Annotated in this window: 7 protein-coding genes and 2 pseudogenes; 7 read left to right on the top strand and 2 right to left on the bottom strand. The window is 71.8% G+C overall.

Annotated features, from left to right (window positions below; genetic code table 11):
• From Q0588_RS06725 to Q0588_RS06710, 4 genes and pseudogenes are all read left to right on the top strand, one after another.
• Nucleotides 1–384: pseudogene (locus Q0588_RS06725) on the top strand (malate synthase G); the annotation flags it as partial.
• Between the two features lie 308 nt (nt 385–692).
• Nucleotides 693–2,183, top strand: coding sequence for a DEAD/DEAH box helicase (locus Q0588_RS06720; RefSeq protein WP_298744911.1), 1,491 nt, complete (start codon nt 693–695; stop codon nt 2,181–2,183).
• 148 nt (nt 2,184–2,331) lie between these two features.
• Nucleotides 2,332–2,544, top strand: a complete 213-nt coding sequence (locus tag Q0588_RS06715; RefSeq protein ID WP_298744905.1) for a DUF1902 domain-containing protein — start codon at nt 2,332–2,334, stop codon at nt 2,542–2,544.
• Between the two features lie 36 nt (nt 2,545–2,580).
• Nucleotides 2,581–2,742, top strand: a pseudogene (locus tag Q0588_RS06710) (type II toxin-antitoxin system HicA family toxin); the annotation flags it as partial.
• Nucleotides 2,743–2,832: 90 nt separating this feature from the next.
• Here the strand turns inward: Q0588_RS06710 and ctrA are convergent.
• Nucleotides 2,833–3,540: a response regulator transcription factor CtrA gene (gene ctrA, locus Q0588_RS06705; protein WP_298744903.1), complete on the bottom strand. Its 708-nt coding sequence runs from the start codon at nt 3,538–3,540 to the stop codon at nt 2,833–2,835.
• Nucleotides 3,541–3,831: 291 nt separating this feature from the next.
• Between ctrA and Q0588_RS06700 the strand changes: the two genes are divergently transcribed.
• Both Q0588_RS06700 and Q0588_RS06695 read left to right on the top strand, forming a co-directional pair.
• Nucleotides 3,832–4,185 (top strand): chromosomal replication initiator DnaA, encoded by a 354-nt coding sequence (locus Q0588_RS06700; protein ID WP_298744901.1) that lies wholly within the window; start codon nt 3,832–3,834, stop codon nt 4,183–4,185.
• Nucleotides 4,182–4,895, top strand: coding sequence for a DUF6456 domain-containing protein (locus tag Q0588_RS06695; RefSeq protein WP_298744899.1), 714 nt, complete (start codon nt 4,182–4,184; stop codon nt 4,893–4,895). The genes Q0588_RS06700 and Q0588_RS06695 overlap by 4 nt, the downstream gene beginning before the upstream one ends.
• A 22-nt stretch (nt 4,896–4,917) precedes the next feature.
• Here the strand turns inward: Q0588_RS06695 and Q0588_RS06690 are convergent, their stop codons facing one another.
• Nucleotides 4,918–5,355, bottom strand: a complete 438-nt coding sequence (locus tag Q0588_RS06690; protein ID WP_298744897.1) for a SufE family protein — start codon at nt 5,353–5,355, stop codon at nt 4,918–4,920.
• Between the two features lie 151 nt (nt 5,356–5,506).
• On the opposite strand from Q0588_RS06690, the gene Q0588_RS06685 reads away from it, so the two are divergent.
• Nucleotides 5,507–7,204, top strand: a complete 1,698-nt coding sequence (locus Q0588_RS06685; protein WP_298744896.1) for a HAMP domain-containing sensor histidine kinase — start codon at nt 5,507–5,509, stop codon at nt 7,202–7,204.
• Nucleotides 7,205–7,230: the final 26 nt, after the last annotated feature.

Below are 7,230 nucleotides of genomic sequence, written 5' to 3'. Positions count from 1 at the left end.
CTCGACAACAACGCCCAGGGCCTGCTCGGCTATGTCGTCCGCTGGATCGACCAGGGCGTCGGCTGCTCCAAGGTGCCGGACATCCACGACATCGGCCTGATGGAGGACCGCGCCACCCTGCGCATCTCCTCCCAGCACATGGCCAACTGGCTGCTGCACGGGGTCTGCACGCCCGAACAGGTCGACGCCGCATTGGCGCGCATGGCCGCCAAGGTCGACGCCCAGAACGCCGCCGACCCCCTCTACCGGCCGATGGCCCCCGACCCCGCCGCCAGCCTCGCCTTCCAGGCCGCCCGGGCCCTGGTGTTCGACGGCGCCGCCCAGCCCAACGGCTACACCGAGCCCCTGCTGCACCGGTTCAGGCGGCGGGCCAAACAGGGCTGAATCCGGCCACGCCTTGACTTGGCCCCATTGATCGCCCACTTACGCTGCATCGCACAATCGCGATGTCCGGCGCCTCCAGCGCGTGTGGGGCTTCAGAGTTGAAGCCCTGACTGTAGCAGGGGCCGGCCCCTCAAGATTCATTCGCTGCCCGGACACGCGGGGCGGCGCCCGATCCACCCCGACGATGTCATCCAGACATCCCACCGGGACTGGCGGTGCGCGGCCCTTTCGGCGTTGAGCCATGGCTGTTGCGCGCCGCCGCACACGCGAAAGAAACGTTCCAAGTGAGCAACAAGACCTTCGACACCATGGGCCTGAATCCGGCCCTCCTCCAGGCGCTGGCCTCGGAAGGCTATACGACGCCGACTCCGATCCAGGTCCAGGCCATCCCCGACGTCATGGCCGGCAAGGACCTGCTGGGCATCGCCCAGACCGGCACCGGCAAGACCGCCGCCTTCGCCCTGCCGATCCTGCACCGGCTGGCCGCCAACCGCACCCCGCCCGTGCCCCGCACCTCGCGGGTGCTGATCCTGTCGCCGACGCGCGAACTGGCCAGCCAGATCGCCGAGAGCTTCAAGACCTACGGCAAACACCTCGGCTTCCGCGTCGCCGTGATCTTCGGCGGCGTCAAATACGGGCCGCAGGAGCGCGCCCTGCAACAGGGCCTCGACGTGCTGGTGGCCACGCCCGGCCGCCTGCTCGACCATATGCAGCAGAAGACACTGGACCTGAGCCGCACTGAAATCTTCGTCCTCGACGAGGCCGACCAGATGCTCGACCTCGGCTTCGTCAAGCCGATCCGCCAGATCGTCAGCCGCATCCCGGCCAGGCGCCAGAACCTGTTCTTCTCGGCCACCATGCCGACCGAGATCGGCAAGCTGGCCGGCGAGCTGCTCAAGGACCCGGTCAAGGTGCAGGTGACGCCGCAGGCCACGACCGTGCAGCGCATCAACCAGTCGGTGATCCACATCGAACAGGGCCGCAAGCGCGCCCTGCTGACCGAGATGTTCAGCGACGCGACCTTCACCCGCTGCCTGGTCTTCACCAAGACCAAGCACGGCGCCGACAAGGTGGCCGCCTATCTGGAGGCCGGCGGCGTCGAGGCCGGGGCCATCCACGGCAACAAGAGCCAGCCGCAGCGCGAACGCACCCTCGACGCCTTCAAGAAGGGCAAGCTGCGGGTGCTGGTCGCGACCGACATCGCCGCGCGCGGCATCGACGTCGACGGCGTCTCCCACGTGGTCAATTTCGAACTGCCGTTCGTGCCCGAAGCCTATGTGCACCGCATTGGCCGCACCGCCCGCGCCGGCGCCGACGGCACGGCGATCAGCTTCGTGGCCGGCGACGAGATGAAGCTGCTGCGCGACATCGAGAAGGTCACGCGCCAGAAGATTCCGGCCATCGACCGCCGCAACGACAAGCAGCTGGGTCAGCTGGACGCCTCGATCATGGCGGCCGGCGTCGGCAAGAAGGCGACCATGCCGGAGCGCGAGGAGCGTGACGGCCGCGGCGGCCGCGGCCCGGGCGGCGGCGGTCGCAACCGCAATCCGCGCCGCGACGGGGTCAAGCTGGAAGGCGGCGGGCAGCCGCACCGCGTCCGCAAGCCCGGCCCCGGCCGCGACGTGCGCCCGACCCCGGAGCGCGCCTACGATCCGATGGCTGGCGAGCGTCCGCGCCAGGCCCACAACGACCCGCGTCAGGGCGGCGTGGCCGTGGCCGCCAAGCCGGACGGCGAGATCAAGCGCCGCCCCCGCCGCCGGCGTCCGTCGAACGGCGGGCAGGGGTATGCCAAGGCCTAGGGACCAGGGATTAGGGATTAGGGATTAGGTTCTCGAATGATGGCGCCCGCCGGAGTGATCCGGCGGGCGTTGTCGTATTCGCCGGGGGCAGAGGGCGGCGTCCGGCCGTGGCGTTGACGAGTCCGGCCCCCGCGCCCATTATCGCGGCATGGCTCGCTATACGGTCACTGCTGTCTGGAACGCCGAGGCCGGGGTCTATGGGTCGAGAAGCGACATCCTCGGGCTGAACGTCGAGGCGGCGACCCTGAGCGAGTTCGTCGACCTGGTCGAGGCGCTGGCTCCGGACCTGATGCGCGACAACGGCATGCCGCCCGGCCCGATCACCATCACCGGCGAGACGGCGCTGAAGGCCGCGTCCTGAGGGGCGCCGAAGGACTTCTATCCGGAACTCGAGCGGCGATTGCGCGAGGCGGGATGCCGGTTCGTGAGGCCCGGCAAGGGCAGTCATGAAATCTGGTTCAGTCCCGCGACCGGCAGGATCTTCGCCGTGCCGCGCACGAAGAGTCGGCACATGGCCAACCAGATCTTGAAGGACGCGGGGCTGGAGAAGGCGTTCTGAACCAGGGAGGCGGTTCGGCCCGGAAGCGGGCGCGAAAACGCCCGCCGGATCGCTCCGGCGGGCGCTTCAATGTCTCGATAGTCGTCCCGATCAGGCGGCGGCGCTGGCCGGGGCGCGCGACTCCGACGGGTCGCGCAGCACATAGCCGCGGCCCCAGACGGTCTCGATATAGTGTTTGCCGCCGGCGGCGGTGGCCAGCTTCTTGCGCAGCTTGCAGATGAACACGTCGATGATCTTCAGCTCGGGCTCGTCCATGCCGCCGTACAGGTGGTTGAGGAACATTTCCTTGGTCAGGGTGGTGCCCTTGCGCAGCGAGAGCAGCTCCAGCATCTGGTATTCCTTGCCGGTCAGGTGGACGCGGTGGCCGTTCACCTCGACCGTCTTGCCGTCCAGGTTCACGGCGATCTCGCCGGTGTGGATGATGGCCTGGGCGTGGCCCTTGGAGCGGCGGACCACGGCGTGGGTGCGCGCGATCAGCTCGTCCTTGTGGAAGGGCTTGGTCATATAGTCGTCGGCGCCGCCGCCGAAGGTCTTGACCTTGGTCTCGATCTCGGAGGTGCCGGACAGGATCATCACGGGCGTATTGACCTTGCCGACGCGCAGCTGACGCAAAACCTCAAGCCCGTTCATGTCGGGCAGGTTCAGGTCCAGCAGGATCAGGTCGTAGTCGTAGATCTTGCCGAGATCGATGCCTTCCTCGCCGAGGTCGGTCGTGTAGACGTTAAAACCTTCCGACTTCAGCATCAGTTCGATGCTCTGCGCGGTCGCGTGATCATCTTCGATTAGCAGGACGCGCATTGATGCCCCTCCAGGCAGAGTTTGGCTGAAAATGTAACTGCCCCGTTTCGGGGTAACCTTGTTCGAACGTTAACCGCCGAAAAACTTAAGAAGGGTTAACGCCTATCCCAAAACGAATCGTAGGCTGATTTGCGAATCGGCGTCGAGGCCCGCGAGTCAACCGGCCGAGGTTTTTTGACCTTCCGGCCCGGGGGGGCGGCGGATACGACCGATTCCGACGGATCGTAGGTATATGTTCCTATCTCCGTCGGCGCGGCCCCTGCCCGCCGGCGCGGATGGGAGGGCGATGCGATGGAGACCTACCGGGTGCCGGTGCGGCGGGAGGACCGGGTCCGGGCCGGGCTGGCGCTGGAGCTGGTGGCGGCCTCGACCGGGGTGCCGAAGGAGCGGATGGAGCTGCGGGCGCGGCTGGACGGCCGGGCCTGCCGGGCGCGCTGGCTGGCCATGTACCTGTCCTATGTGACGTTCGGCTGGCCGATGGACCGGGTCGGCCACGCCTTCGGCCTGAACCGCTCGACGGCGGCGGCGGCGTGCCGCTGGGCCGAGGACGGGCGCGACCGGCCGGCCATGGACGACCTGCTGGACCGGCTGGAGCGCTGCGCCAAGGCGGTGCTGGAGGCGCCGTCGTGCGAGCTGCCGGCATGAGCGGGACGGCCACCCGGGCGCGGCGGCTGCTGGGGCGGCCGGCCGGCTGGATCGAGGCCGCGCCCGGCGGCGGCTACGCCCTGCGGACCGGCGCCGACCGCCGCGCCCGGGTGCAGCTGACCATCGGCGAGGCGGAGTTCCGCGCCCTGGCCGCCGAGCCGGGCCTGAAGGCGCGCGCCGGCGGCGGCTGGGTCGCCCGGCCGGCGGGCGCGGCCGCGCCGGAGCCGCCGCCGCCGGGGCGGCCGGGGCTGACCGAGGGCCGCCGGGCGGTGATCGACGCGGACGGCCGGCTGCGGTCGCACCGCGCCAACCTGACCGGCTCGGCCGTGGCCTGGCTGTCCGGCCGGCGCGACGCCGACGGGCGGCCGTGGATCGAGCGCGCCGAACGGGCCGCCGCCGAACGGCTGGGGATCGACGCCGAGATCGCCATGGCGGGGCCGTCCCTGACCCTGCGCTGGGACGCCCTGCCGCGCAGCGGCGGCGGCACGGCGGTGCGGGCCGAGCCCGGCGACCGGGCGATGGCGGCGGCGCGGCGGGTCGGGGCGGCGCTGGCCGCCTGCGGGCCGGCCCGGGCCATGGTCGAGCAGATCTGCATCCGGACCAGCAGCCTGCAGACCGCCGAACAGGCGCTGGGCCTGCGCCGGCGGGCCGGCAAGGCGCTGCTGAAACAGGGGCTGAGAGCCCTGGCCGCCCACTACCGGATCGGCTGAAGGACGGGTCGGCGCGGGCCGGTCAGGCCGGGGCCAGCGCCGCCTCGCGGATGCGGCCGACCATGGCGTTGAGGCCGTTGGCGCGCTGGCGGGTGAGGGCCGAGGGCAGGCCGAGGCGATCCAGGGCGGCGCGGGCGTCGAAGGCGAGGATCTCGGCCGGGGTGCGGCCGGAATAGAGCCGCAGCAGCAGGGCGATATTGCCTTTCGACAGGGCGCTGTCGCTGTCGGCGAGGAAATGCAGCCGCCCGCCCTCCCGGCGCACCGCCAGCCAGACCTGGGCGGCGCAGCCGGCCACCTTGTTGGCCTCGGTGCGGTCCGCCTCGGGCAGCGGGGCCAGCGTCTTGCCGAGGTCGATGACGTATTCGATGCGGCCCTCCCAGTCGCCGAGCAGGTCGAACTCCTCGACCAGGTCGGCGAGGACGGCGTCGATCGGGGGCTGGAGGGCGGCGGGCGCGGTCATCGGGAGCAGATAGGCGGCGGCGGCGACGGCGGCAACCGCCGGCCGGGCGCTCCCCTCTGACGGGTGCGCGCTTTGGACGACTCGCCCGCACGGCTAGGCTCTCCGGTCGGGGCGCGCCCGACCGCGCCCTCCCACCTGTCCCCGGCCGCCCTTGACCCCTTACGCCGACATCGCCGCCGCCGACACGCCGACCGGCCGACCGGCGGCCCCTGACCGTCCCGGGCTGGCCGCGTGGCACGCCGGCTGGGCCGTGGCCGCGGCCCTGCTGGCCCTCGGCGGCCGTTGGCTGGGCGGCGTCGAGGGGTCGGTCTTCCATGCGGTGCTGGCCATGGTCGTCCCTGGGGCGGCCGGGCTCGGCCTGCTGCACCGCGACGGACCGCGCGAGCGGATGATCCTGCTCGGTCTGTGGAGCCTGGCCGCCGTGGTTTCGGCGGAACTGACGGGCGGGCTGTCGGGGCCGCTGGCGGGTTTCGTCTTCCTGCCGCTGGCGGCGGGCCTGGCGCTGGGTGGGGTGCGGTTGGCCCAGGTCGGCGCCCTCGGCGCGGCGCTGGCGGCGCTGGTCGGCCTGGTCTCGGCCTGGCTGGGCGGAGTCGGGCCGCACCTGCCCGAGCTGGCGGCGACCGCGGGCGTGATGACCGCCGGCGCGGCGGCGCTGGCCGTGCGGCTGTCATGGCGGCAGAACGAGGCGCGGCTGGCGGCGGCCGAGGGCGAGGCCGGCAAGATCGGACGTCTGCTGGCGGCGCAGCCGGGCCTGACGCTGGTGCTGGAGCGCTCCGGGCGGGTGCTGGCCGCCTATGGCGCGCCGCCGCCGGCGCTGCCCGTCGATCCGCTGTTCGAGCACGGCCTGGTGGCCGCGATCCACGCCCCCGACCGGCCGCGCCTGCTGGCCGCCATCGACCGCGCCCTGCAGGGCCATGACGCGGCCGTGATCCTCGCCCCGAGACTGGCGCTGGACCGGCGCGTGCAGCTGATCCTGCGCCGGCTGGACGGTCCGGGCCAGGAGGCCCCGCGGCTGGTCGGCCAGGCCTTCGACGGCACCGGCCAGTACGCCCGCGAACTGGAGCTGGAGACGGCCCGGACCGAGGCCGAGGCCCGCGAGGCCGGCAAGAGCCGCTTCCTCGCCAATATGAGCCATGAGCTGAGGACGCCGCTGAATGCGGTGCTCGGCTTCTCGGACATCATGCGCCAGCGGCTGTTCGGGCCGATGCCGGAACGCTACGCCGCCTATGTCGACAACATCCACGAGGCCGGCGGCCACCTGCTGGAGCTGATCAACGACGTCCTTGACGTGTCGAAGATCGAGGCCGAGCGCTATGTGCTGACGCTGGAGCGGTTCGACGCCCGTGAACTGGTCTCGGCCGCCGTCGCCCTGGTGCGGGTCACGGCCGAGGACAAGGGCGTGGTCCTGACCGCCATGCTGCCCGCCGAGCCGGTCGAGGTCTCGGCCGACAAGCGGGCGGTGAAACAGATCGCGCTCAACCTGCTGTCCAATGCGGTGAAATTCACCCCGGCCGGCGGCGCCGTCACCGTCACGGTCGAGACCGTCGGCCCCTATCTGGAGATCGTCGTGGCCGACACCGGCGTCGGCATCGCGCCGGAGGACGTGCGCCGGCTGGGCCGTCCGTTCGAACAGGCCGGGGCCATCGAGCAGCGCCGCCAGGGCACCGGCCTGGGCCTGTCGCTGGTGCGCGCCTTCGCCGAGCTGCACGGCGGTCGGATGAGCATCGAGAGCACTCTGGGCGAGGGCACGGCGGTGACCGTGCGCCTGCCGGTGGCGCAGGTGGCGCGGGCCGCCGCTCCCAAAGGCGGGGCCGAGATCATCCCCCTGCCCGTGGCGGGCGGGAAATAGCGGCAGGCCGCGGACCGGGCGGGCGG

This window comes from uncultured Brevundimonas sp. (genome assembly GCF_937870815.1).
GTDB lineage: Bacteria > Pseudomonadota > Alphaproteobacteria > Caulobacterales > Caulobacteraceae > Brevundimonas.
The sequence above is the reverse complement of the archived record's forward strand: the minus strand, read 5'-3'. Positions and strand labels throughout refer to the sequence as shown.